Genomic DNA, 1,645 nt, shown 5'->3' with positions numbered 1-1,645 from the left:
CACAGCACGAACCAATAAACGCTATTTCCCGGCAGCGGATAGACGGCGGAATACATGCCCCCGCAGGGGCATGTCAGCAAAAATTAACCAAAGATATAGGTATTGACGAGATTTTCGAGTAATTCCTGACGCCCGCTCTGAGGCTGCGGATTCAGATTATGCTGCTCAGCGTATCGGGCAATATTATCCAGCGACATCTGCCCGCTCATAATTTTCTGCCCCAGCTCGCCCTGCCAGCCGGCATAGCGTTTTGTCAGACCCTGATCGAGCTTGCCATCCTCAATCATGCGCGCGGCCAGCTTGAGGGACAGCGCCATCACGTCCATGGCGCCAATATGGCCATAGAACATGTCGTATTTGTCGGTGCTCTGCCGGCGAACTTTGGCGTCAAAGTTCAGGCCGCCGGTGGTGAATCCCCCGGCTTTGAGGATCTCATACATCACCAGGGTATTTTCTTCCACGCTGTTCGGGAACTGATCGGTATCCCAGCCGAGCTGCGCATCGCCGCGGTTGGCATCAACGGAGCCGAAAATGCCCAGCGCGATGGCGCTGGCGATTTCATGGTGGAAAGAGTGCCCCGCCAGAGTGGCGTGGTTGGCTTCAATGTTCACCTTGATCTCATTTTCCAGACCAAACTGCTTCAGGAAGCCATATACCGTCGCGACATCGTAATCGTACTGATGCTTAGTGGGCTCCTGCGGTTTCGGCTCGATAAGCAGCGCGCCGCCAAAGCCAATCTTATGCTTGTGCTCCACCACCATCTGCAGGAAGCGGCCAATCTGCTCACGCTCCTGACGCAGGTCGGTATTCAGCAGGGACTCGTAACCTTCGCGGCCGCCCCACAGAACATAGTTTTCGCCGCCGAGCTGGTGGGTAGCGTTCATGGCGGTCACCACCTGCGTGGCCGCCCAGGCAAACACCTCCGGATCGGGGTTGGTCGCCGCTCCGGCGCCGTAGCGCGGGTGGGTAAAGCAGTTGGCGGTGCCCCACAGCAGTTTCACGCCGGTTTGCTGCTGTTTCTCCGCCAGCACCTCGGTCATGATGGCGAAATTATGCAAATACTCTTTCAGCGACGCGCCTTCTGGCGAGACGTCGACATCATGGAAGCAGTAATACGGCACGTTGAGCTTGTAGAAAAATTCAAACGCCACGTCCGCTTTGCGTTTGGCCATTTCCAGCGCATCGCCCGCGGCCTGCCAGGGACGCTCAAACGAGCCGGCGCCAAACATATCCGCGCCATTCCAGCAGAAATTATGCCAATAACAGGCGGCAAAACGCAGATGATCGGCCATGCGTTTTCCCAGCACGATTTCATCCGGATTATAGTGGCGAAACGCCAGCGGATTATCGGTTTTGGGTCCGGCAAAGCGAACGCGATCAACCTGGTCGAAATAGGTTTGCATGATGAACTCCGAAATTGAGAAACAGGAAAATTAACAACTGTGACACATCGTGTATTCTCATCGTCGGTTGCTCAATTACGTTATTTCACTCGGCGATTGAGAAAATGCTCAAATGTGAGCCATCTCGCAAATAAAACTATTTTAAATATCTCGCTTCGCGCGCGTATAGCGTACACTTCCTGGGGAATTCAGGTATCCACACCAAATTAAAATGCCGGTTTTGTCGCAATGTCTGCCTGCCC

General features: G+C 54.5%; 1 protein-coding gene. It reads right to left on the bottom strand.

Translation table 11 applies throughout. The features are described from left to right. Nucleotides 1–83: 83 nt before the first annotated feature. On the bottom strand, nt 84–1,403 hold the full coding sequence (gene xylA / locus VZP09_RS23600) for a xylose isomerase (RefSeq protein ID WP_019705546.1): 1,320 nt from the start codon (nt 1,401–1,403) through the stop codon (nt 84–86). Between the last annotated feature and the right edge of the window lie 242 nt (nt 1,404–1,645).

This window comes from Klebsiella sp. EMBS2024 (genome assembly GCF_036233805.1).
In the GTDB taxonomy this organism is placed as follows: domain Bacteria; phylum Pseudomonadota; class Gammaproteobacteria; order Enterobacterales; family Enterobacteriaceae; genus Klebsiella; species Klebsiella pneumoniae.
The sequence above is the reverse complement of the archived record's forward strand: the minus strand, read 5'-3'. Positions and strand labels throughout refer to the sequence as shown.

Coding starts and splice junctions, on each gene's coding strand:
- xylA (WP_019705546.1), bottom strand. CDS start 1,403: ATGCAAACCTATTTCGACCAGGTTGATCGCGTTCGCTTTGCCGGACCC.